Source organism: Brevundimonas sp. (assembly GCF_029945885.1).
Taxonomy (GTDB): Bacteria; Pseudomonadota; Alphaproteobacteria; order Caulobacterales; family Caulobacteraceae; genus Brevundimonas.
Genome location: NZ_JAQSDK010000033.1, coordinates 12,762 through 34,453, shown reverse-complemented (window position 1 = coordinate 34,453; position 21,692 = coordinate 12,762). Strand labels below are relative to the sequence as shown.

Annotated in this window: 24 protein-coding genes; 12 read left to right on the top strand and 12 right to left on the bottom strand. The window is 67.8% G+C overall.

What is annotated here, in order from left to right; all coding sequences use genetic code 11:
* Window positions 1–15: 15 nt before the first annotated feature.
* Window positions 16–780, bottom strand: coding sequence for a Coq4 family protein (locus PSV00_RS11920; RefSeq protein ID WP_300447487.1), 765 nt, complete (start codon window positions 778–780; stop codon window positions 16–18).
* A 106-nt stretch (window positions 781–886) separates the two neighbouring features.
* Here PSV00_RS11920 and PSV00_RS11915 point away from each other — a divergent pair, with 106 nt between their 5' ends.
* From PSV00_RS11915 to PSV00_RS11900, 4 genes are read left to right on the top strand one after another with little or no spacing between them, the layout of a single operon-like run.
* Window positions 887–1,948 (top strand): 3-oxoacyl-[acyl-carrier-protein] synthase III C-terminal domain-containing protein, encoded by a 1,062-nt coding sequence (locus PSV00_RS11915; protein WP_300447485.1) that lies wholly within the window; start codon window positions 887–889, stop codon window positions 1,946–1,948.
* Window positions 1,945–2,439: an isoprenylcysteine carboxylmethyltransferase family protein gene (locus PSV00_RS11910; RefSeq protein ID WP_300447483.1), complete on the top strand. Its 495-nt coding sequence runs from the start codon at window positions 1,945–1,947 to the stop codon at window positions 2,437–2,439. The genes PSV00_RS11915 and PSV00_RS11910 overlap by 4 nt, the downstream gene beginning before the upstream one ends.
* The gene (locus PSV00_RS11905; RefSeq protein WP_300447481.1) at window positions 2,439–2,663 is read left to right on the top strand and encodes a ribbon-helix-helix domain-containing protein; all 225 of its coding nucleotides are present in this window, start codon (window positions 2,439–2,441) and stop codon (window positions 2,661–2,663) included. The genes PSV00_RS11910 and PSV00_RS11905 overlap by 1 nt, the downstream gene beginning before the upstream one ends.
* A 47-nt stretch (window positions 2,664–2,710) precedes the next feature.
* Window positions 2,711–3,427: an SIMPL domain-containing protein gene (locus PSV00_RS11900; RefSeq protein ID WP_300447479.1), complete on the top strand. Its 717-nt coding sequence runs from the start codon at window positions 2,711–2,713 to the stop codon at window positions 3,425–3,427.
* Between the two features lie 10 nt (window positions 3,428–3,437).
* Here PSV00_RS11900 and PSV00_RS11895 read toward each other — a convergent pair whose 3' ends face one another.
* Window positions 3,438–3,710 carry a hypothetical protein gene (locus tag PSV00_RS11895; protein WP_300447477.1) on the bottom strand — a complete coding sequence of 91 codons (273 nt, stop codon included), beginning with the start codon at window positions 3,708–3,710 and terminating at the stop codon, window positions 3,438–3,440.
* Window positions 3,711–3,718: 8 nt separating this feature from the next.
* On the bottom strand, window positions 3,719–3,910 hold the full coding sequence (locus tag PSV00_RS11890; protein ID WP_300447475.1) for a hypothetical protein: 192 nt from the start codon (window positions 3,908–3,910) through the stop codon (window positions 3,719–3,721).
* Window positions 3,911–4,077: 167 nt separating this feature from the next.
* On the opposite strand from PSV00_RS11890, the gene PSV00_RS11885 reads away from it, so the two are divergent.
* From PSV00_RS11885 to PSV00_RS11870, 5 genes are all read left to right on the top strand, one after another.
* Entirely contained in the window at window positions 4,078–6,426 is a 2,349-nt protein-coding gene (locus PSV00_RS11885) for an ATP-dependent helicase (RefSeq protein ID WP_300447473.1), read from the top strand.
* A 214-nt stretch (window positions 6,427–6,640) separates the two neighbouring features.
* Window positions 6,641–6,862, top strand: a complete 222-nt coding sequence (locus PSV00_RS15320; protein ID WP_366944664.1) for a type II toxin-antitoxin system RelE/ParE family toxin — start codon at window positions 6,641–6,643, stop codon at window positions 6,860–6,862.
* 153 nt (window positions 6,863–7,015) lie between these two features.
* Window positions 7,016–8,293, top strand: a complete 1,278-nt coding sequence (locus PSV00_RS11880) for an O-antigen ligase family protein (RefSeq protein ID WP_300447471.1) — start codon at window positions 7,016–7,018, stop codon at window positions 8,291–8,293.
* On the top strand, window positions 8,259–10,379 hold the full coding sequence (locus tag PSV00_RS11875; protein ID WP_300447469.1) for a DNA topoisomerase IV subunit B: 2,121 nt from the start codon (window positions 8,259–8,261) through the stop codon (window positions 10,377–10,379). The genes PSV00_RS11880 and PSV00_RS11875 overlap by 35 nt, the downstream gene beginning before the upstream one ends.
* A 39-nt stretch (window positions 10,380–10,418) precedes the next feature.
* Complete coding sequence (locus tag PSV00_RS11870) at window positions 10,419–11,258, top strand: hypothetical protein (protein WP_300447467.1); 840 nt, start codon at window positions 10,419–10,421, stop codon at window positions 11,256–11,258.
* 112 nt (window positions 11,259–11,370) lie between these two features.
* Here PSV00_RS11870 and PSV00_RS11865 read toward each other — a convergent pair whose 3' ends face one another.
* The gene (locus PSV00_RS11865; RefSeq protein ID WP_300447465.1) at window positions 11,371–11,754 is read right to left on the bottom strand and encodes a hypothetical protein; all 384 of its coding nucleotides are present in this window, start codon (window positions 11,752–11,754) and stop codon (window positions 11,371–11,373) included.
* Window positions 11,755–11,993: 239 nt separating this feature from the next.
* Here PSV00_RS11865 and PSV00_RS11860 point away from each other — a divergent pair, with 239 nt between their 5' ends.
* From PSV00_RS11860 to PSV00_RS11850, 3 genes are all read left to right on the top strand, one after another.
* Window positions 11,994–13,742, top strand: a complete 1,749-nt coding sequence (locus PSV00_RS11860) for a DEAD/DEAH box helicase (protein ID WP_300447463.1) — start codon at window positions 11,994–11,996, stop codon at window positions 13,740–13,742.
* Window positions 13,743–13,849: 107 nt separating this feature from the next.
* Window positions 13,850–14,908 (top strand): GGDEF domain-containing protein, encoded by a 1,059-nt coding sequence (locus tag PSV00_RS11855; protein ID WP_300447461.1) that lies wholly within the window; start codon window positions 13,850–13,852, stop codon window positions 14,906–14,908.
* A 54-nt stretch (window positions 14,909–14,962) separates the two neighbouring features.
* On the top strand, window positions 14,963–15,769 hold the full coding sequence (locus PSV00_RS11850; protein ID WP_300447459.1) for a 1-acyl-sn-glycerol-3-phosphate acyltransferase: 807 nt from the start codon (window positions 14,963–14,965) through the stop codon (window positions 15,767–15,769).
* Here the strand turns inward: PSV00_RS11850 and PSV00_RS11845 are convergent.
* The 8 genes from PSV00_RS11845 to sufB are packed head-to-tail and all read right to left on the bottom strand — an operon-like array spanning window position 15,741 to window position 21,690.
* A complete protein-coding gene (locus PSV00_RS11845; RefSeq protein WP_300447457.1) occupies window positions 15,741–16,136 on the bottom strand; it encodes an iron-sulfur cluster assembly accessory protein in 396 nt (131 codons plus the stop codon). The two genes, PSV00_RS11850 and PSV00_RS11845, sit on opposite strands and share 29 nt — an antisense overlap.
* A 10-nt stretch (window positions 16,137–16,146) precedes the next feature.
* Window positions 16,147–16,536, bottom strand: coding sequence for an SUF system Fe-S cluster assembly protein (locus PSV00_RS11840; protein ID WP_300447456.1), 390 nt, complete (start codon window positions 16,534–16,536; stop codon window positions 16,147–16,149).
* A gap of 8 nt (window positions 16,537–16,544) precedes the next feature.
* The gene (locus PSV00_RS11835) at window positions 16,545–17,843 is read right to left on the bottom strand and encodes a cysteine desulfurase (protein ID WP_300447454.1); all 1,299 of its coding nucleotides are present in this window, start codon (window positions 17,841–17,843) and stop codon (window positions 16,545–16,547) included.
* A gap of 4 nt (window positions 17,844–17,847) precedes the next feature.
* A complete protein-coding gene (gene sufD, locus PSV00_RS11830; RefSeq protein WP_300447452.1) occupies window positions 17,848–18,870 on the bottom strand; it encodes a Fe-S cluster assembly protein SufD in 1,023 nt (340 codons plus the stop codon).
* Window positions 18,867–19,616, bottom strand: coding sequence for a Fe-S cluster assembly ATPase SufC (gene sufC / locus PSV00_RS11825; RefSeq protein WP_300447450.1), 750 nt, complete (start codon window positions 19,614–19,616; stop codon window positions 18,867–18,869). The genes sufD and sufC overlap by 4 nt, the downstream gene beginning before the upstream one ends.
* Window positions 19,617–19,922 carry a hypothetical protein gene (locus PSV00_RS11820; RefSeq protein WP_300447448.1) on the bottom strand — a complete coding sequence of 102 codons (306 nt, stop codon included), beginning with the start codon at window positions 19,920–19,922 and terminating at the stop codon, window positions 19,617–19,619.
* The gene (locus PSV00_RS11815) at window positions 19,919–20,179 is read right to left on the bottom strand and encodes a hypothetical protein (RefSeq protein ID WP_300447446.1); all 261 of its coding nucleotides are present in this window, start codon (window positions 20,177–20,179) and stop codon (window positions 19,919–19,921) included. Before PSV00_RS11815 ends, PSV00_RS11820 begins: the two co-directional genes overlap by 4 nt.
* Before the next feature lie 44 nt (window positions 20,180–20,223).
* Complete coding sequence (gene sufB, locus PSV00_RS11810; RefSeq protein WP_300447444.1) at window positions 20,224–21,690, bottom strand: Fe-S cluster assembly protein SufB; 1,467 nt, start codon at window positions 21,688–21,690, stop codon at window positions 20,224–20,226.
* Window positions 21,691–21,692: the final 2 nt, after the last annotated feature.

Below are 21,692 nucleotides of genomic sequence, written 5' to 3'. Positions count from 1 at the left end.
CAGGTGATCGACCGCTCAGGTCGAACGCAGTCTGAGCTTCTGGCGGGCCTCGACCGGCACGGCGTCATAGACGGTCGGGGGCCGGATGCCGAGGGTCCGGCGCGCCTCGTCCAGCGGCTGCTCGAACAGCGCCTCATAGTCCAGTGCCGGCAGCCAGCGGGCCGCACGGCCGTTGCGCCAGGCCTGCAACACCGCCCTGCGGGCCGGGATGCTGCGGTTTTCGCGCTGCACCTCGCGCGCCGCGCCCCAGCCGATGAAGGCAAAGCCGAGATTGCGGGTCTGGCCATAGGAAAAAGACACCACACAGGCCTCGCCCAGGGCGTCGGTCTCATAACCGGTCAGGACGTGCCAGATGTCGTGGACGTCGCGCAGGCGGCGCGAATACCAGATCAACGGATGCGGGGCGTCGATGAAGGGCACCACCTCCCGCTCGACCGCCGCCAGACCGTCGGCGGTAAAGCCGCGGGCGTTGCGAAAGGCGCGGTAGGCCCCGCCGACACTGCCCTCGGGAAACCGCGCCAGCCAGACCGGATCGTCGAGCTTGTGCGCCAGTTCGTCGCGCAGGAAGGCCTGCCGGCCGCCCTCGGTGGTCTTCAGTAACTGATTGTAGCCGCGCGACACAGACCGGCCGCTGAGGGCCTTCATGATCTCAAACACCTGGGCGGTGTCCTCCTTGTCGCGGATCAGCCGACCAAAGGCCTGGATGGCCTTGATCGGGCGCAGGCGCTCCGAGCGGTTGCGCATGAAATCGTCGGAACCGGTCGCAGTGGTCATCGTCATGGCGGAGGCCTTCCTGATCGCTGACAATATAGCCGGTTTCGCGCCCGGCGGGAACGGCCAAGCCCGGCTGGACTTTAAGGGGGGGACAGCAACAGGACCACAGCGCTTGCCCCAGACCCCTGCCCGTCTCGCCGCCCTGGCCGTCGCCTGGCCGCCGCATGTTCTGAGGCAGGAGGACGTGGCCGCCAACGGGGCCGAGATGTTCGCCACCACCCACGGCGGGTTCGCGCGACTGGCCCCGATCTATCGCAACGCCCTGATCGAAACCCGGCATTCCTGCGTACCGATCGACTGGTATCTGAAGCGGCACAGTTTCTCGGAGCGGAACGACCTGTTTCTGGAAAATGCCTTGGTCCTGCTGGCCGAGGCCTCGGGCAAGGCCCTGGACCAGGCGGGTCTGACGGCCGACCAGATCGACAGTATCGTCGTGGTCTGCACCACGGGCATCGCCACCCCGGCCCTGGACGCCCGACTGATGCAGGTGATGCCGTTCCGGCCGGATGTGAAGCGGTTGCCGGTGTTTGGCCTCGGCTGCGCCGGAGGCGTGGTCGGCCTGGCCCGCGCGGCCGACATGGCCCGGGCCCATCCGGACGACCGGGTCCTGCTGCTGGTCATCGAACTGTGCGCCCTGACCTTCCGGGCCCAGGACCGGTCCAGGAGCAATCTGGTGGCCACCGCCCTGTTCGGCGACGGCTGCGCCGCGGCGGTGATCTCGTGTCGGGACGACGTCACCGGCCCGGCCCTCGGCGTGTCCCATGAACACACCTGGCCCGACAGCCTCGAGGTGATGGGCTGGGAGGTCGCCGACGACGGCCTCAAGGTGGTGTTCAGTCGCGACATTCCGACCCTGGTCCAGAACGATTTCCGTCCGATCGCCGAGACCTTTCTTGAAGGCCAGGGCCTGACCCCGACCGACATCGGCGGCTTCGTCTGCCATCCCGGCGGGGCCAGGGTCATCGATGCGCTGGAGGACTGTTTCGCCCTGGAACGCGGGGCGCTGGTCCATACGCGGCAGGTGCTGCGGGACCACGGCAATATGAGTGCCGCCACCGTGCTGTTCGTGCTGAAGGCGACGCTGGAGGATAGGGCGGAGCGGGCCGAAGGGCCGCTGCTGCTGACCACCCTGGGGCCCGGCTTCACCACGGCCCTGATGCTGGTGCATCCATGATCTGGGTGCCGCTGGTCCTGGGCCTGGTCGCGGCCCAGCGTCTCGGCGAACTGGTGCTGGCCCGGCAGAATACCCGCCGGCTGAAAGCCGCCGGTGCGATCGAGATCGGGGCGGGCCACTATCCGCTGTTCGTACTGCTGCACGGCAGCTGGCTGGTCGCCCTGACGGTGTTCACGCCGTGGACGACTTTCCCGAACCCCTGGCTGGTCGGCCTGTTCGTCCTGCTGCAACTGGGTCGGGTCTGGGTGATCGCCACCCTGGGCCGGTTCTGGACGACCCGGATCATCACCCTGCCCGGTGCCCCGCTGGTGCGGCGCGGCCCCTACCGGTTTGTGCGCCATCCCAACTACTGGATCGCCTCGCTGGAGCTGGCTGTCCTGCCGCTGGCCTTCGGCCAGATCTGGATCGCGCTGGTCTGGAGCGTGGCGAACGCGCTACTGGTGCGGCATCGCGTGCGGGTCGAGGAAGGCGCGCTGTCGGAACGGAACTGATGCTGAAGAAACGGTCGGTGATGCTGTCGGGCCATGCCACCTCGGTGGCCCTGGAACCCGAGTTCTGGATTATCCTCGACCGGATCGCCGACGCGCGCGGTCTGAGCCATGCCGGACTTCTGGCCTGGGTCGACGAGACCCGCGGCCGCCGCCCCCTCGCCTCGGCCTGTCGCCTGTTGGCGCTGGATCATGCCGCCCGCCCTGGAGATGCGCAGGCCGATTGACAGGCCCCGGCATCGGCGCATCCTGAGGGCCAGACCCGGAGGCTGCCATGCGTGACCATCCCCTTTTGCCGGCCCTTATCGTGGGGGCCCTGTTGGCCGTCGGCCTGATCGGCAGCGGGGCCTTCGTCGGTCAGGGGCTGGTCAATGCCCGGATCGGCGACCGGTCGGTCACGGTGCGGGGTCTGGCCGAGCGGGATGTCCGCGCCGATCTCGCGGTCCTGCCGTTGCGCTTTACCGCCTCAGGGGATGTGTTGTCGGAGGTCCAGGCCCGGATCGATGGCGATCTGGCCATCGTGCGTCGATTCCTGACGGCCCAGGGTTATGCCGACGACGCCGTGTCACTGGGCCGGCTTGAGGTCGCCGACACCCGCTCACGCGAATACGCCAGCCAGACCGGCGGGCCACGTTTCATCCTGGCCCAGACGGTGGTGGTGCGCAGCACCGACGTCGACCGGGTCCAGACCACCAGCCGGGCCCTGAACGAACTGGTGCGCCAGGGCGTGGTGCTGCAGGACTACGCTGGACCCAGCTATATCTTCAGCAAGCTGAATGATGTGCGCCCGGCCATGATCGCCGAGGCGACCGCATCGGCCCGGACCGGAGCCGAACAGTTCGCCAAGGATTCCGGCGCGCCGCTGGGCCCGATCAGCCAGGCCAACCAGGGCTCGTTCCAGATTCTGGCGCGGGACGAGATCGGCGACGAGAGCCAGTCGCCGGACAAGAAGGTCCGGGTGGTGACGACGATCAGCTACCGCCTGCGCTAGCGCGCCGTCGTCAGCCGGCCGGCGATCCGGCCGGACCCGTGTCCACGCGCGGGTCGACCGGCGGCACGACCGGCCGCTCGGGGATACGGGGAACATCCGGCAGGACGGGCTCCGGCAGGGTGACGCCGAGGCGGGCCGGTCCATGGAAGGGCGGCGGCGTCGACCCCGTGATGACCAGGGTTATGATGACGATCGCCAGGATGATGACCGCCCCGCCCACCACAAGGCCCAGCCAGGCTCGACCCGGCCCCTTTCCGCTCGGGGAAGCGCGCGGCGCGGTCATCCTGGGTCTCAGCCGCCCGTAGGCGACGGCACCTGGGGCGCGGACACCTCGGGCAGGTTCACGTTGACATCAACCGTTTTCGGTTCGGGCGCGGCACCGGAAAAGACGAAATAGGCTACGATGGCCAGAACGACGACGACGCCGCCGACGATGAAGGCCAGACCGGCGTTGCCGCCGCCGCTGTTGGTGTTCTCGGTCATTCTGAAATCCTGTTGTCGTTCGATTTCTAACCAAACGACGGTCCGGCTTTGCGGTTCCCCACGCCCCTCCGGCACGATCGGTGCGGGCGTACCGGTCGACGGATGTGCTCATTCTGTTCTAGACAACGGCCTCCCCGCCCCCTGCCTGATCCGGAACCCCGCCGCCCGTGACCGACCTGCCCGCCCCCAGGATTTCCGACCTCGCCCGCGCGCACGGCCCGGACGGCCGCCCGTCCGCCGCGCCCGACTATCTGGCCGGGCTGAATCCCGAGCAGCGGCTGGCGGTCGAGACGGTCGACGGCCCGGTGCTGGTGCTGGCCGGGGCCGGGACCGGCAAGACCCGGGTCCTGACCACCCGCCTCGCCCACATCCTCGCCACCGGCCGGGCGAAGCCGTGGGACCTGCTGGTCGTCACCTTCACCAACAAGGCCGCGCGCGAGATGCGCGAGCGGATCACCCATCTGATCGGCCCCTCGGCCGAGGGACTGCGCTGGCTGGGCACCTTCCACTCGGTGGCGGCCCAGATCCTGCGCCGGCATGCCGAACTGGTCGGGCTGAAGTCCAGCTTCACCATCCTCGATACCGATGATCAGGAGCGCGTCTGCAAACAGCTGCTGGAAGCGGCCAATCTGGACACCAAACGCTGGACGCCCAAGTCGCTGAACGGGCTGATCGACCACTGGAAGAACCGCGGCTGGACGCCCGAGACCCTGCCGCCGTCCGAGGATTTCGCCAACGGCAAGGGGCACGGCCTGTACGCCGCCTATCAGGCCCGCCTGCGCAGCCTGAACGCCTGCGACTTCGGCGACCTATTGCTTCACAACCTGACCATCCTGTCGCAACATGCGGATATCGCCGAGGAATACCGACGGCGGTTCCGCTACATCCTGGTCGACGAATACCAGGACACCAATGTCGCCCAGTATCTGTGGCTGCGGCTGCTGACCTCCTCGACCGGCAATGTCTGCTGCGTCGGCGATGACGACCAGTCGATCTACGGCTGGCGCGGGGCCGAGGTCGATAACATCCTGCGCTTCGAGCGCGACTTCCCCGGCGCGAAGGTGATCCGGCTCGAGCGGAATTACCGCTCGACGCAACACATCCTCGGGGCCGCCTCGGGCCTGATCGCGGCCAACCGCGACCGGCTGGGCAAGACGCTGTGGACCGAGGACGACAGCGGCGACAAGGTCCAGGTGCGCGGTGTCTGGGACGGCGAGGCCGAGGCCCGGCTGATCGCTGACGAGATCGAGACCGCGCGCCGCCCCCACGCCGGCGAACCCGGCATGAAATACGGCGACATGGCCGTGCTGGTCCGGGCCTCGTTCCAGATGCGGGCCTTCGAGGAACGGTTCGTCATGCTGGCCATCCCCTATGTGGTGGTCGGCGGACCGCGCTTCTACGAGCGGGCCGAGATCCGCGACGCCCACGCCTATCTGCGGCTGCTCAATTCCGAGGACGACGACCTCGCCTTCGAGCGGATCGTCAATGTGCCCAAGCGCGGCATCGGCGACACCAGTGTGCAGAAGGTACTGTCGATCGCCCGCCAGTCCGGCGTCCCGGCCATGGCCGCGGTGCGCGACCTGATCACCTCGGACGAGCTCCAGGCCCGCACCCGCACCGCCCTGTCAAACTTCGTGCGCGACATCGACCGCTGGCGCGCCATGGCCGTCGACTCGCCCCACTGGGAGGTGACCGAAACCCTGCTGGAGGAGAGCGGCTATACCGACATGCAGAAGGCCGACCGCGCCACCGGCCAGACCCGGCTCGACAACCTGAAGGAACTGACCCAGGCGATGCAGGCGTTCGACACGCTGGGGGCCTATCTCGAGCACGTCTCCCTGGTGATGGAGATCGACCGCGGGGCCGGCGACGACGCGGTGCAGATCATGACCCTGCACGGGGCCAAGGGGCTGGAGTTCCCGCTGGTCTTCCTGCCCGGCTGGGAGGAAGGCGTCTTCCCGTCGCAGCGCTCGATCGACGAGAAGGGCGAGAAGGGCCTCGAGGAGGAGCGCCGCCTCGCCTATGTCGGCGTCACCCGGGCCAAGGCCAGCGCCCGCATCAGCTTCGCCGCCAACCGGCTGGTCTATGGTCGCTGGACCAGCCAGCTGCCCAGCCGCTTCGTCGATGAACTGCCGCTGGCCCATGTCGAGGCGCGCAGCGACACCGGCTACTACGGGGCGTCGGACGGGATGAAGGAGGCCAAGAGCCGCTGGGACGAGGCCCCCAGCTTCGGGGCCGGCTATTCCTCGCCCGGCTGGAAACGGGCCCAGGGTTTCACGGCTGCCTCGACCCCCCGCGAGCGCCAGGCCCGCAATACGGTGATCGAGGGCAGCGGCCGCCTGGTCGCCACCGCCGACCCCAAGGCCGGCTCGAAATGGGCCAAGGGCGAACGCGTCTTCCACCAGAAATTCGGCTACGGCGCGGTCCGCATCATCGAGGGCAACAAGCTGCTGGTCGATTTCGAAAAGGCCGGCGAGAAACGGGTCATCGACAGCTTCGTGGAGAAGACGGGGTGAGTTGATCCCGCGATCATACCCGCTTGGGGGAGCGGATGGCCCGAGGGCGGCGACCCCCGCACGGCGATCGCCGAACCTGTTATCGAGGACGGTGCTCGGGACTGGGATGAGGTGCGGCCGGAACTCGAGGCCTATCTCGAGGAGAAGCTGAAGGCACGGCGTTGAAGGTCCGGCTGACCAGCCGGGCCAATCTCGACCTCCGCCTCCAGATCGACTGACTGACCGGTCGCCGCGTTCCGCCCGTAAGGCAATACGCGCAATCTTCGACGCCATCGGTCGGCTCAAAAGCCACCCGCGCTCGGGGCGTGTCATCGCCGGTAGTGAGCGCGAGACCCAGGTGCGGTTCGGCCAGTCCGGTTTTGTCGTTCGCTATGAGGTTCGGCAAGACGAGGTGGTCATCATCCGGGTCTTCCACGGGGCCCAGGACCGCGCCTGACCCGGTGCCGTCAAACGCTGAAATGCCTCGCGCACACATCCCCGTCCCAACCCTTCGTTAAGCACGACCGCCCACCCTGCTTCCGTGCGCCCGATCCGTTCTGATTCCCGACTGAGCGATCCTGAACCGCCCCTGTGGGAGCGGGTCGGGGCGATGATCTGTATCATCATGCTGACCGGGGCTCTGATCGGGCCGGTGTTCGCGCCGGACCAGGGCGAGACCCCGATGCTGCGGCTGATCTGGCTGCCGGTCTATGCCATCATCCTCGGCCTGATCGCGGCCCGGTTCCAGCGGGTCATGCGGGCCTGGCCGGCCTGGCTGGCGCTGCTGGGCCTCGTCGGCCTGGCCTATGCCTCAAAATACTGGTCGATCGATCCGGCCGTGACCGGACGGCGGGTCATCGCCATGGCCATGACCGGCAGTTTTGCCCTCTACCTCGGCACGGCCTACGACGGCCAACGCCTGCCGCGCCTGCTGATGCAGACCGCCCTGGTCATGGCCCTGGGCAGTCTGGTGATGGTGTTCGCCTTCCCCACCATCGGTGTGCACCAGGCGGACAACGCCGGGCTGTGGCGCGGCCTCTGGTACGAGAAAAACCAGATGGGCATCGTCATGGTCGCCGGGGCCACGGCGGCAGCGGCCTGTCTGGCCGCCGGCGACGGCCGCTGGAAGGCTCCGGCCCTGACCCTGGTGCTGACCTCGGTCCTGGTGCTGGCGACCCAGTCCAAGACCTCCCTGCTGTGCCTGCTGATCGGCCTGGGTCTGGTTTCGGCCTTCTGGACCATGCGGCGCGGCGGCCCGGTCTTCACCATCGTCTGCGTCTGGCTGGGTATCGTGGTGGCCGGGATCGGCCTCTATGTCTTCCTGACCGAGCCGGAATCGATCCTGGCGGCCCTGGGCAAGGATCCGTCCCTGACCGGGCGCACCCATATCTGGGACAGTCTGATGCGCCGCGTCGGCGAACGGCCGTGGACCGGCTATGGCTACAGCGCCTTCTGGGGCCGGGAGTCGATTCCGGCCGCCTTCGTCCGGCAGGAAACCGGCTGGCTCGTTCCGTCTGCCCACAATGGCTGGATCGACCTGCTGGTCCAGCTGGGCTGGCCCGGGGCCGTGGCCGTCGGCGGCCTGTTCATTACGAGCGTGACCGTGACCCTGATCCGGCTGGGCTCGGCCGGGGTGCGCGAGGGCTATTGGGCCATCGCCTATCTGGGAGTCTTCCTGCTGCTGAGCCTGTCGGAGAGTGTGCTGCTCAGCCACGCCAGCCTGCCCTGGGCCCTGTTCCTGGCCATATTGGCGCGGGCCCTGTCGCCCCGGACGGCGGCGATATCCACATCGCTTGCCCCGAACCCGCATGCGGCCTACCAGACCCGTTCCCGAATCGCCGCACAGTATGCCCATGGGCCAGCCCGCAGACCTCTTCTCCGCCTTTGACGACGACCAGCCGACGCCGGTAACCCCTGCGGCCGCTACGCCTGTGTCCACGCCCCCGGCCCAGGCCCCGGCCCCGGCGGCGGCGACGGCCTCAGCCCCGACTGCGCCGCCCGCCGCGTCCAGCGCCGCTTCGACCCCCTCGGCCCCGCCTGTCCCCGGCAGCTATTCGGCTTCGTCGATTGAGGTTCTGGAAGGGCTGGAGCCCGTCCGCAAACGCCCCGGCATGTATATCGGCGGCACCGACGAGCGGGCTCTGCACCATCTGTTCGCCGAAGTCCTCGACAACGCCATGGACGAGGCCGTGGCCCGCCATGCCAAGCTGATCACCGTCGACCTCGACGCCGACGGCTTCCTGTCGGTGCGCGACGACGGGCGCGGCATCCCGGTCGACCCCCACCCCAAACACCCCGGCAAGTCGGCGCTGGAAGTCGTGATGACCGTGCTGCACTCGGGCGGCAAATTCTCGGGCAAGGCCTATGAGACCTCGGGCGGCCTGCACGGCGTCGGCGTCAGTGTCGTCAACGCCCTGAGCGAGCGACTGGACGTCACCGTCTGGCGCGACGGTCATGAGTGGAAACAGTCCTTCAGTCGCGGCCTGCCGCTGGGCCCGATCGAACGCAGCGTGCCGTCGAAGAAGAAGGGCACCCTGATCCGCTTCCGCCCCGACGAACAGATCTTCGGCACCGGCGCGGCCTTCAAGCCGGCCCGGTTGTTCCGCATGGCCCGGTCTAAGGCCTATCTGTTCCGCGGCGTCGAGATCCGCTGGAGCTGCGCCCCGGAACGGATCACCGACCACACCCTGACCGAGGCCGTGTTCCACTTCCCCAACGGCCTGGCCGACGCCCTGGCTGAGCGGGTCGGCGATCTGGAGACGGTGACCCCCGCCTTCGAGGGCCGGGTCGAACGCAAGGGCGAGGCCGGGGCGGTCGAATGGGCCGTGACCTGGTCGCCGATCGGCTTCGGCGAGTCCGACGGCTTCGTCCAGTCCTACTGCAACACCGTTTCCACGCCCGACGGCGGCACCCATGAGGCCGGCTTCCGCGCCGCCCTGGTCAAGGGGCTGAAATCCTATGGCGAGCTGAGTAACGAAAAGCGCGCCGGCCTGATCACGGCCGAGGATGTGATCGCCAATGCCGGAGCCATGATCTCGGTCTTCGTGCGCGAACCGGAGTTCCAGGGTCAGACCAAGGATCGACTGTCGTCGCCGGACGCCCAGCGCCTGGTCGAACAGCTGCTGCGCGATCCGCTCGATCACTGGCTGACCGAGAGCCCGAAACAGGCCAACACCCTGCTGGGCTTCGTCATCGAACGGGCCGAGGATCGCCTGCGCCGCCGCAAGGACAAGGAGGTCCAGCGGGCCCAGGCCACGCGCAAGCTGCGCCTGCCGGGCAAGCTGTCGGACTGTTCGCGCCAGTCGGCCAACGGCACCGAACTGTTCATCGTCGAGGGCGACTCGGCCGGCGGCTCGGCCAAACAGGCGCGCGACCGCACCACCCAGGCCATCCTGCCCCTGCGCGGCAAGATCCTGAACGTTGCGTCGGCCACGGCCGACAAGCTGCGCCAGAACATCGAACTGTCCGACCTGCAGCTGGCGCTGGGCGTGACTACGGGGCCGCGCTTCAACATCGACGACCTGCGCTATGAGCGGATCGTCATCATGACCGACGCCGATGTCGACGGGGCCCATATCGCGGCCCTGCTGATCACCTTCTTCTATCGCGCCATGCCCGAGGTCATCCGTCAGGGACGGCTCTACATGGCCCTGCCCCCGCTCTACCGGATCAGCGCCGGGGCCCTGTCGGACTATGCCCGCGACGACGCCCACCGCGACGAGCTGCTGGCCACCACCTTCAAGGGTCGCAAGGTCGAGATCGGCCGCTTCAAGGGTCTGGGCGAGATGATGGCCTCGCAGCTGAAGGAGACCACGATGGATCCGAAGAAGCGCACCCTGGCCCGCGTCACCCTGCCCGAGAGCGAGGACGAGATCGAGGATCTGGTCGAACGGCTGATGGGCAAGAAGGCTGACGCCCGCTTTCGCTTCATCCAGGACAATGCCCAGTTCGCGGTGGCCGACCTGGACGTGTGAGCCTAGTCTGTTCCCGCAGGACGGGAGATGACGATGCGCATGACCACGATTCTGGCCGCCCTTGCGGTGACCCTGTTGCCCGGCGGGGCGGCCGTCGCCGCCGCCGTTGACGCATCCCCGGCCACAGCGTCAACCGCCGCCGAACAGGCCCCCGCCCCGGTTCCGATCGAAGAGTGGTCGCTGGCCAGGATCACCGCCATGGGGCGCGAGATCTATCGCCACGACACCGCCGCCTGGCTGGCCACCGATGCCCTGCTGGCCGTCCACAGCCCGGAAAGCCTGCCCGGGCTGCGCGGCTGGATCGTGGTGCCTGCGGGCGACGGCCTCAAGGTCCGCTTCCTGCGTGAGGGCCCCTCCGGCTACAAGATCGGCTGGGACGTGGTCGTCACCGGGGACAGGGCCGGACCGGTGGTCGAGCCCGCCGACGGCAGCCTGACCCCCGCGGAGACGGCGCAATGGCAGGCGCGGCAGACGGCCATCGCCAACATCGGGACGCTGCGCTGTTCCGCCAGTCTGAACGCGGTCGTCGTCGCCGACCCGGACAGCGACAACTGGCTGGTCTGGCTGCTGACGGCGACAACCGACGCCAATATCATCCCCGTGGGCGGCCACTATCGCTTTCGCATCAGCGCCGACGGCCTGTCCGTGGTTCGCCGCGATCAGCTGTCAGTCGGGTGTCTGAACATGCCCCTGACCAGCCCCGAACACCCTGACAGTCCCGTCGGTCTGACGGTCACCCAGCTCGTGTCCTCTGGCCCGGTCGAGACCCATGTCTTCCTGTCGCTTCAGAACCGGATCCCGATCTATGTGATGGCGGGCGAGAAGGTCTTTGCGGTCGACGGCGACTGTATCCGCGACATCAGCTGCGACTTTCACTGACCGCGGATCAGGCCGGGACAACGATCGCATGCGGTGGCAGAGGGGCCGGCTGCCGCCGCGGCTCTGGCCGCACTGCCGCTCCGCAAAACCGCCCCCATACTACCCGGGTCAATTACTGACTGCCGCCAGCGGCATTGTCGCCCGACCGGCCGGCGACGAGGATGTTCTGCACCCGACGGCCCAGCGGATCGCGCGACTGCCAGGTCTCCCCGACCGAGGCGTCGATCATGGCCGTGCAGAAGCGGGGAATGATCATGCTGGGCTGCATCTGGTTCAGGCAGACCCGGTCACCGCTGACGGCCCAGCGGGCCCGAAGCTCGCGGCCGTCGGAGAACCGGGCCAGATAGGAACCATCGCGATTGAACCAGTGTTTGACCCAGCCACCGTCGGGATAGCGGGTGACGACGGTATTGCCGAAGACGACGTCGATACCGGCATGACCCGGTGAGGCCACGAGGCATCCGGCCAAGGCGATCATCAAGGCGAAAAGGCGCATGGATTAAAGCCCCCACTTCCATCCGGTTGAGGTGACTATTAACGATCTGTTAGGAAATGCAACCCGGCTCGCGGCAGCGTGAACCGGGGGCAAAACTTGACTTAGACGTGGGGCCTTCTATACCGCTGACATCCGGAACAGGTCTGGCGAATCCGCGCCGCCCGCTCGCCCATTGAGGGGCGGTTCCGAGCCTTTGCCGTCGTCCCGTAGCGAGGGGCGCCTATTGTTCCCAAGGATTCATGACAGATTTCAACCAACTGGGCCTCTCGCCCACGACCCTCCAAGCGGTCGCTGATACCGGCTACACCACGGCCACCCCCATTCAGGAGCAGGCCATTCCGGTCGCCCTGGCCGGACGTGACGTGCTGGGCATCGCCCAGACCGGCACCGGCAAGACCGCCGCCTTCACCCTCCCCCTCATCGACAAATTGTCCAAGGGCCGGGCCCGCGCCCGGATGCCCCGCGCCCTGGTGCTGGCCCCGACCCGCGAACTGGCCGACCAGGTGGCCTCCAGTTTCGAGAAATACGCCAAGGGCACCAAATTGACCTGGGTGCTGCTGATCGGCGGCGTCTCCATGGGCGAGCAGGTCGCGGCCCTGAACAAGGGCGTCGACGTGCTGATCGCCACACCGGGCCGTCTGCTGGACCTGTTCGAGCGCGGCAAGATGATGCTGAACGGCGTCGAGATCATGGTGGTCGATGAAGCCGACCGCATGCTCGACATGGGCTTCATCCCCGACATCGAGCGCATCTTCAAACTGACGCCGCCGAAGCGCCAGACCCTGTTCTTCTCGGCCACCATGCCGCCGGAGATCACCCGGCTGACCACGCAGTTCCTCAAGGATCCGACCCGGATCGAGGCCTCGCGTCCGGCCATGACCGCCGAGACCATCGCCCAGTATCTGGTGCGCATCCCCTCCTCCGACCCCAAGGCCAAGCGCGCGGCGCTGCGGGCCCTGGTCGGGCGTGACGACGTCAAGAACGGCATCGTCTTCTGCAACCGCAAATCCGAAGTCGACGTCGTCGCCAAATCGCTGCGCCAGCACGGGTTCGACGCGGCCCCGATCCATGGCGACCTCGACCAGTCGCTGCGCATGAAGACCCTGGCCGACTTCCGTTCGGGCGCGCTGAAGATCCTGGTGGCCTCGGACGTGGCCGCGCGCGGCCTCGACATCCCCGACGTCAGCCATGTGTTCAACTATGACGTCTCGCACCATGCCGACGACTATGTGCACCGCATCGGTCGCACCGGTCGGGCCGGCAAGAAGGGTCAGACCTTCATGATCGTGACCCCCGGCGACGACAAGTCGCTGGATAAGGTGCTGAAGCTGATCAAGATGGACCCCGAGGAACTGGTACTCGACCTCGATTTCGGAGCCATCAAGAGCGGCGCGCCGCGTCGTGACGAAGGCCGCGCCGGCCGGGGTCGCAGCGAACCCCGCGCCGAGCCCCGCAGCGGTCGCGCGCCCCGCGTCAAGGCCGCCGAAACGCCTGTCGCCGAGGTCGCGGCCGAAGCGGTTGCCGCCCGGCCCGCCGCCCCGTCCGCAACGCCCGCAACGCCCGAGACCGGTACCGAGGACGCACCGCGTCGCGCCCGCAGCCGCCGCACGCCGCGCACCGCGACCGCCGCCCGGGCGGAAACGACCGAGGCTCCGGCCCCGGTCAACGTCGAGGCCGGTGCCGAAGCCGTCCGCGCCGAACGCCCCCGGTCCGAGCGCAGTCGTCCGGAACGCAGCCGCAACGACCGCAGCCGCAACGAGCGGACCCCGCGCGCCGAACCGGCAGCGACTGTCGCCGTCGCCCCGGCCCCCTCGACCGCCCCGGCGGAACCCGCACCCGCGCGGCCGACCCAGGAGCCCCGGCTGCGCCAGGTTGACCGGCGTCCCGGTGCCGACGCCGCCGAACCGGCTACGGTCGGAACCGGCAAGGCTTTCGGCGAATCCGACGTCCCCGCCTTCCTGCGCCGCCCCGTCACGACCAGGGGTTGAAGCACGTCGAACCGGCGGATTCCGCCCCCGGTTTAACCCGGCGTTACGGAAACCCGGGCTAGGCTCTGCGCATCAGGGGCCGCTTCGGTGGCCCGCGGGGGCTGAGAATGACTGCACAGGTGGAAACCACGCTTCGGGGACCGAATTCCTACGCTCTGGCGCGTCGCGTCATTGAGGCGATGGAAGCGGCCGAGGTCTGGCCGACGCCGGTCAATTTCGAACTCTGGGTCTATTACCTCAGCGAACCCGAAGGCGAGCTGGGCCGCGAAATCACCCGTCTGCTGGCCACGCGCGAGCCGTTCAGCGAAGCCACCGCCGAGATGCTGGCCGCCGAATATCTGCCGCGCGGCCGACTGTCCGAAGAAATCCGTGACGCCGGACGCGTACTGGATCGCGAGCTGACCAGCGTGGCCGAGGCCATCTCCGACGCCCACAGCAGCAATGTCGCCTTCAGCGCCACCCTGGCCGAGGCTTCGGCCAATATCGAGAGCGCCGACGACCCGGAACAGCTGAAGGTTCTGGTCACCGGCCTGACGGCCGCGACCCATCAGGTCCAGGCCGAGAACGCCAGTCTCGAACAGCGGCTGGACACCTCGACCCGCGAAGTGGCCCGGCTGCGCGAACACCTGGAACAGGTGCGCCGCGACGCCATGACGGATGCCCTGACCAATCTGGCCAACCGCAAGGCGTTCGACATCCAGCTCGACGCCGCCACGGCGACGGCCCAGTCGGCCGGGACCCCCCTGGCCCTGGCCGTGCTCGATATCGACCATTTCAAACGGTTCAACGACACTTGGGGCCACCAGACCGGCGATCAGGTGCTCCGCTATGTCGCCAGTGTTCTGGCGCGCGTGTCGCCGGCCCCCCGCTTCGCGGCCCGCTACGGTGGCGAGGAGTTCGCCGTGATCTTCCCGGCCGAAACGACCGCCTCGGTCCTGGCCGCGCTGGAATGTATCCGCAAGGAAATCCGCTCCCGCGCCCTGCGACGCCGCTCGACCAATGACGATCTCGGCGCGGTCACGATCTCGATCGGCTTCGCTGAACACCTCCCGGGCGAGACCGCCATCTCGCTGCTGGAACGGGCCGATGCCGCCCTCTACGAGTCCAAACACGGCGGTCGCGACATGACCACCCGGGCCCGCAGCCAGGAACAGGTCGCCGCCTGATAGCGGTCCAGCATTTGCTGCTGTATCCGCCGCCCGCGGTGGCATAGTCGCCCGATGAGAAGCTTCACCTTCAGCCTCGCCTACTGGTCCCTGTCGATCACCTATGCGGGCGCGGCGGCCTTCGCGGCCCTGACACCGAGCCAGACCGCGACCGGCTGGATCATCCGCCGCTATGTGCGCCGCATGGTGCAGGCGATGCGGATCTTCGCCGGCATCCAAATCCAGACCCGCGGCCAGGAACATCTTCCCGCCGGGGCCTTCATCATCGCCTCGAAACACCAGTCCTGGGGCGACGGCTTCGCCACCTATGACCAGTTCGACGACCTGGCCTTCGTCACCGGCGACCATCTGGAGAAATTCCCGCTGCTGGGCACGGTGCTGCGCAAGCTGGGCGCGATCGTGGTCAACAATTGCGGCGGCCACGAAGCGCGCCAGGCCCTGGCCCAACGCGCCGCCGACGCCCACGCCCAGGGCCGGCGCATCCTGATCTATCCCGAGGGCAATCTGGCCCGGGTCGGCGAGAAATTCCGCTATCGCGCCGGCGTCTGGCACATGTACCGCGACTTCGACATGCCGGTGGTGCCCCTGGCCAGCAACCTCGGCCTGTTCTGGCCGCAGGAGGCCTATCGCAAGACTCCCGGCACGGCGACGCTGGAATTCCTCGCCCCCATCCCCACCGGCCTCGAAAAGGCGGAATTCCTGGCCCGTCTGGAGGCGGCGGTCGAGGACCGCACCGCCGAACTGATCGCCGAGGCCACGGGCCGGCCGGTGACGCCGGCGGTGCTGGTGATGGCACCCGACGAGATCGCGCGGGCCGCCGCGGCTGAAGCCCTCAGTCCTCGAGCGCGGTCGCCGGGATGATGGTGACGCTCTCGCCGCAGCCGCAGGCGTCGGTCTGGTTCGGATTACGGAACACGAATTTCGACGACAGGGTCGAGGTCTCGAAATCGATCTCGGAGCCGATCAGGAACAGGATCGCCTTGGGGTCGATCAGGATGGTGACCCCCTTGTCCTCGACCACCTCGTCCATCGGCCCGATCGCATCGGCATAGGCAAAGGTATATTCCTGTCCGGCGCAGCCGCCGTTCTTGACCCCGACGCGCAGGCCGACGCTGGGCGTCTCGGCCCGGGCCATGATGTCCTTGACGCGCGCGGCCGCGGCCTCCGTCAGGCTGACGGCCTTGGGACGCGGGCGGCGCGGACGGGCGGTGGTCTGCAGTTCGGTCAAGGCGTGTTCCTCAGAACATGTTCAGGGCCAGTTTGGCCTCGTCACTCATCTTCGACGGATCCCACGGCGGGTCGAACACCAGGCTGGCGCGGGCCGAGGTGATCCCGGGCACCGTCATCACCGCATCCTCGACCCAGCCCGGCATCTCGCCGGCCACCGGACAGCCGGGGGCCGTCAGGGTCATGTCGATCAGGACCGCCTTCTCGTCCGACACATCGACCTTGTAGATCAGGCCCAGCTCGTAGATGTCGACCGGGATCTCCGGGTCGAACACCGTCTTCAGGGCCGTGATCAGATCGTCGGTCAGCTGGTCCAGCTCGGCCTGCGACAGGGCGCTGGCCTTGGGCTCGTCCCAGCTCTCGGCGAAGGCCGGGCTGGTGGTGATGGGTCCGTCGTCCATTTTATCCGTCATACAAAGAACTCGCGCGCCCTGATCAGCGCATCGACGAAGGCATCGGCGTCCTCCACCGTATTATATAGGGCGAAACTGGCCCGGGCGCTCGAACTGACCCCGAACCGTTTCGCCAGCGGCTCGGCACAGTGCAGGCCGGCCCGCACCGCCACGCCGTAGCGATCCATGATCTGGGCCACGTCATGGGCGTGGGCCCCGTCGACGGTGAAGGTCAGGATAGCTCCCTTCCCTTCCGCGGTGCCGAGGATGCCCAGCCAGTCGAAATCCGCCAGCCGGTCGCGGGCGTGGGCGTATAGCGCCTGCTCATGCGCGGCGATCGCGGCCCGGTCGAAACCCGACAGCCAGTCCAGCGCCGCGCCCAGGCCGATGGCCTCGATGATCGGCGGGGTGCCGGCCTCGAACCGGTGCGGCACCCCGGCATAGCTGACCCGGTCTTCCTCGACGGTGGCGATCATCTCGCCCCCGCCCTGATACGGCGGCAGGGCCTCCAGCGCCGCGCGCTTGCCGTACAGGCCGCCGATCCCGGTCGGGCCGTACAATTTGTGGCCGGTAAAGACATAGAAGTCGGCGTCCAGCGCCTGAACGTCCGGAGCGCAATGCACCGCCCCCTGGCAACCGTCGACCAGCAGCAGCGCCCCGGCCTTGTGCGCCAGGTCGGCGATGGCCCGGACATCGTTCACCGTGCCCAGCACATTGGACATATGGGTCACGGCCACCATCCGGGTGCGCGGCCCGATCAGAGACGCCAGGGCATCCATATCCAGCGATCCGTCGTCCAGAACCGGGGCCCATTTCAGCACCGCCCCGAACCGCTCGCGCAGCATGTGCCAGGGCACGATATTGGCGTGGTGCTCCATCTGGGTGACGACGATCTCGTCGCCCGCCCGGATCGACTGGCCCAGACCGGCCGCGACCAGATTGATCGCCTCGGTCCCGCCCTTGGTCCAGACGATCTGGTCGGCGGTCTCGGCGTTCAGATAGCGGGCCACGGTCTCACGCGCGGCCTCGAAGGCCTCGGTCGTCTCATTGGCCAGGGTGTGCAGGCCGCGATGCACATTGGCGTACGACGTCTCCATCAACCCGGTCATGGCGTCGATCACCGCCCGCGGCTTCTGGGCCGAGGCGGCCGAGTCCAGATAGACCAGAGGCTTGCCGTTGACCCGTCGCGACAGGATCGGGAACTGGGCCCGGGCGGCATGAGCGTCGAACTCAAAAGCCCTTCCCCCTCGAGGGGGGAAGGGTTGGGATGGGGGTGGGGGCACGACGGCACCCGGGATCACCGAAGACTCGGTCATGAGCTCACAGCCGCTCCGTCAACCATTGATTAACCAGATCCCGCACCGCCTCGGGCTCGATCCGGTCGGTCACCTCCCGCAGGAAGGCCTCGGTCAGCAGGGCCGTGGCCTCATCCAGCGGCAGGCCGCGCTGCTGCAGATAGAACAGGGCGTCCGCGTCCAGATTGCCGACCGTATTGCCGTGGGCGCACTGCACGTCATCGGCATAGATCTGCAGTTCCGGCTTGGCGTCGACCTCGGCCCGCTCGCCGAGGATCAGGGCGTGGTGGCCCATGCGGGCGTCGGTGCCGTCGGCCCCGCGTTCGACAATGATCTTGCCCTGGAAGACGCCGCGGGCGGTGTCACGCACCACCCCCTTGGTCAGCTGCGCGGTCAGGCCGTTCGGCCCGACATGGTCGACGACCGTGGTCTGGTCGGACTGGCGACCGCCGGTCAGCAGATACAGGCCGTCGAGCCGCACATCGGCCCCGTGGCCGTCATGCACGACCCGCGTCTCCAGCCGCTGCAGCCGGGCCCCGGTGGTGATCACGGTCTGCCGATAGGTGGCCCCCTGGCCGACATTGACCGTGGCCTCGGTGATCGAGACCGCGTCCTCAGGCTCATCGACCAGCACGATCCGGGTCACATGGGCCCCGGCGGCCAGATCGATGGTCAGCCGGTTGTGGGCCGCATAGGCCGAGCCCCGCCCCTCATGGCTCTCGAGGATCAGCAGGTGCGCATCCGGTCGCGCCGCGATGCGCACGGCGGTCGAATGACCGGTCCCGACCGCGTCCGAGACGAACCGCAGCCGCAGGGTCTTCTCGCCATAGGCGACATAGGCATCGGGCCCGACGGCGCGGCCGTTGGCGAACACCACCCCGTCCCCGTCCATCGCGAAGAAGGGCCCGCCCCCGGGGATCAGCCCCGGCGGCGACGGCGGCGGCGCATCGCGCAGCCCGCGCGCCAGGTCCGAATATTTCCACGTCTCGACCCGACGGTTCGGGAAGGTGGTGGCGTCGGTCAGATCGATGCGGACGGGCGCGTTCACGCCGCCGCCGGAAGGTACTGGTCGTAGCCCTCCGCCTCCAGCTGATGCGCCAGCTCCGGCCCGCCCGAGGCGACGATCCGGCCGGCCACCAGCACATGCACCCGGTCCGGTTTGATATAGTCCAGCAGCCGCTGATAGTGGGTGATCACCAGCATGGCCCGCTCGGGCGAGCGCATCGCATTGACCCCGTCCGCGACGATCCGCAGCGCATCGATGTCCAGACCGGAATCGGTCTCGTCCAGGATCAGCAGCGACGGCTCCAGCAGGGCCATCTGCAGGATCTCCATCCGCTTCTTTTCGCCGCCGGAAAAGCCGACATTGAGCGGCCGCTTCAGCATGTCGAAATCCATCTTCAGCGCGCTCGACGCCGCCCTGACCTGTTTCAGGAAGGCGGGGGCCGAGACCTCCTCCTCGCCGCGGGCGCGCTTCTGCGCATTCAGCGCCGTGCGCACAAACGTCAGCGCCGGCACGCCGGGGATCTCGATCGGATACTGGAACGACAGGAAGACGCCGTGCGCCGCCCGCGCGGCCGGGTCCAGCGCCAGCAGGTCCTCGCCCTTCCAGCTGACCGCGCCCTCGGTCGCCTCATAGCCGGGCCGCCCCGACAGGGCATAGCCCAGCGTCGACTTGCCGGCCCCGTTCGGCCCCATGATCGCATGCACCTCCCCCGCCGGAACGTCGAGCGTCAGGCCGTTGAGGATGGGTTTGTCACCGATGGCGACGTGGAGGTTTTGGATAGAGAGCATTCAGTTGGACTCGGTCGTGGGGTGAACGCGGCTCAAATTCTGCCGCGCGTCGTAGAAGGCGATGATGGCAACTGCGTCCTTCGTCACTTGAAAGACGATGATCTTGTGCCACCGGATAAGGCTTGCTTCCCGAAGTCCGCCCCAACGTGAGGGGCGAAAGCTATAGGGGCGCTTTCCGGTACTGGTCGAAAGCGCTTCACTTTCCGCCAGGGCGCGATCAGTCAGGCGTGGGTCGATGGTCTCAAGGTGGTCGAGCCAGGCGCGCTGCGCATCCCGGGCCTCCCTTGACCATCGCACCTGTCTCATCGAGCGAAGCGGTCCTTCAACTCCTCAAAAACCTCGGCGTGGGAAGAAGTCTGCCCGGCCGCGACATCGGCCAGTCCCTGCTCGATCGCAGCGACCTGTTCGGGCGAAAGCGGGTCGCCCAGACGGGCCTCATTGTCGGTGACGAACTGCTCGGCAGCCGAGGCGATGAAAGCCTCCAGCGGCATACCGATTTCCGCTGCCGCGCGCTTGAGGCGGTCGGCTGCATCGGACTGGAACGGAACGGCGATGGTCTCCATCAGGTCTCCTCCAGCACTGGTGCGATCGCCTGCTTGCCCATCGGTCATCCGACTGATCCCTCCAGCGAAATCGCCACCAGCTTCTGCGCCTCGACGGCGAACTCCATCGGCAGTTTCTGCATCACGTCGCGGACGAAGCCGTTGACCAGCAGGGCCACGGCCTCTTCCTGGCTCAGCCCGCGCTGCTGCGCATAAAACATCTGGTCGTCGCTCAACCGCGTCGTCGTCGCCTCATGCTCCAGCTGGGCCGAGCCGTTGCGGGCCTCGATATAGGGCACGGTGTGGCTGCCGCAGTCGCCGCCGATCAGCAGGCTGTCGCACTGGGTGAAGTTGCGCACCCCCGTCGCCTTCGGATGCACCGAGACCAGGCCGCGATAGGTCGAGTCCGACTTGCCCGCCGACACGGCCTTGGCGATGATCCGGCTCTTCGAATTCTTGCCCAGATGGATCATCTTGGTGCCGGTGTCGGCCTGTTGGTGACCGTTGGTGATGGCGATCGAATAGAATTCGCCCGAGCTGTCCTCGCCCTTCAGGATGCAGGACGGATATTTCCACGTCACGGCCGAGCCGGTCTCGACCTGGGTCCATGACACCTTGGCCCGGTCGCCGCGGCAGTCGGCGCGCTTGGTGACGAAGTTGTAGATGCCGCCCCTGCCCTCGGCGTCGCCGGGGTACCAGTTCTGCACCGTCGAATATTTGATCTCGGCGTCGTCCAGCACCACCAGTTCGACCACGGCGGCGTGCAGCTGGTTCTCGTCGCGCATCGGGGCCGTGCAACCCTCCAGATACGAGCAATAGGCCCCCTTGTCGGCGATGATCAGCGTGCGCTCGAACTGGCCGGTGTTGGAGGCATTGATGCGGAAATAGGTCGACAGCTCCATCGGGCAGCGCACGCCCGGCGGGATGTAGACGAAGGACCCGTCCGAAAAGACCGCGCTGTTCAGGGCGGCGAAATAGTTGTCCGAGACCGGCACGACCGAGCCCAGATATTTGCGCACCAGCTCAGGATGTTCGCGCAAGGCCTCGGAAATCGGCATGAAAATGACGCCAACCTTGGCCAGCTCGGCCTTGAAGGTGGTGACCACGCTGACACTGTCGAACACCGCGTCCACCGCATAGCGGGGCGCACCCTCGACCCCGGCCAGAACCGCCTGCTCGCCCAGCGGAATGCCCAGCTTGGCATAGATGGCCAGGATCTCCGGATCGACCTCGTCCAGGCTCTTGGGCCCGTCCTTTTTCTTCGGCGCGGCGTAGTAGAACAGCTCCTGATAGTCGACGGGCGTGTATTTCACCGACGACCAGGTCGGCTCCTCCATCGCCAGCCAGCGCTCATAGGCGGCCAGCCGCCATTCCAGCATCCACGCCGGCTCGCCCTTCTTCTCGGAGATGAAGCGCACGATGTCGGCGTTCAGCCCCTTGGGGGCGAACTCCTGTTCGATGTCCGAGCTGAAGCCGTGCTCGTATTTCTCGAGGGCGGCGACGGCGTCGATGGTCTTCTGGACAGCGGCCATGG